The organism is Collinsella aerofaciens (assembly GCF_027679495.1).
GTDB classification, from domain to species: domain Bacteria; phylum Actinomycetota; class Coriobacteriia; order Coriobacteriales; family Coriobacteriaceae; genus Collinsella; species Collinsella aerofaciens_AK.
This window is the reverse complement of record NZ_JAQEKC010000025.1, coordinates 1-836: the sequence shown is the minus strand read 5'-3', so window position 1 is coordinate 836 and position 836 is coordinate 1. Positions and strand designations below refer to the sequence as shown.

General features: G+C 60.6%; 1 protein-coding gene. It reads right to left on the bottom strand.

Annotated features, from left to right (window positions below):
* Positions 1–836, bottom strand: an 836-nt coding sequence (locus tag PGW49_RS08535; protein WP_270226243.1) for an ABC transporter ATP-binding protein, incomplete at both ends; no start/stop codon positions are given.

The window sequence follows — 836 nt, the reverse complement described above, 5'->3', positions numbered from 1 at the left end:
CGCGTCGCAGGAGGTTTTCCGCTTTCCCGGATCGAGGCCGTTCAGCGGTTCATCGAGGATGAGGTACGGGCAATCGGTCGATATCGCCATGGCAAGCTTTACCTGCTGCTTCATTCCTGTCGAGAGTTTACGGGTCGGCTTGTCGAGATATGGGGAGATTCCGAGGGAGCTGCAGAGCGAGTCGATGTCGGTGGCCGATTTCCACGCCTCCCTAACGAAAGAGAGGTGCTCGATGGCCGATAGCGTGGGATAGAGATCCGTGCCGCCTGAAGAGCTCAGGTAGACGAGTTCTGCGAATTCGGCTGATTGACGTTGGCTGATTCCGTCTGCCGCCAGGCTTCCCGAGCGGATGCGGGTGGGAAATTGGCCCGACAGCGCTTCAAGAAGGGTGGTTTTCCCCGAGCCGTTGGGAGCAACGAGGCCCGCCGCCGTTCCCGGGCTCAGGAAAAGCGACCCGATTGAAAGTATCGTCGTGCTTCCGTATCCCACGCTCACGTCCAGGAGCTCGAGCCCATAGTGCTTTTTCGCGGGTCCATACTGTTTGGGCGAACGTGTCGCAACGGCGCCGACCGCGAAAAGGACCGCGACGTATATCAGGGCCACGGCAAGCATCGATGCGCTGCCTGAACCGGAGCCAATGAATTCTGTCGGGAAGCATCCTACGTAACCCGTTGCCTCGATAGGCGAGAATACGGCCAGCGGCAGGAGATTGAGCGCGGCGTTATGCCCTAGTGCCGAATCGGACAGTAACGGGAATACCGGGGCCGCGACAAGCAGCGCGGAGGTAAGGGGGCCCGCGAGGACGCGCCTCGTTGCGGTCGATAGGACGACGGAAC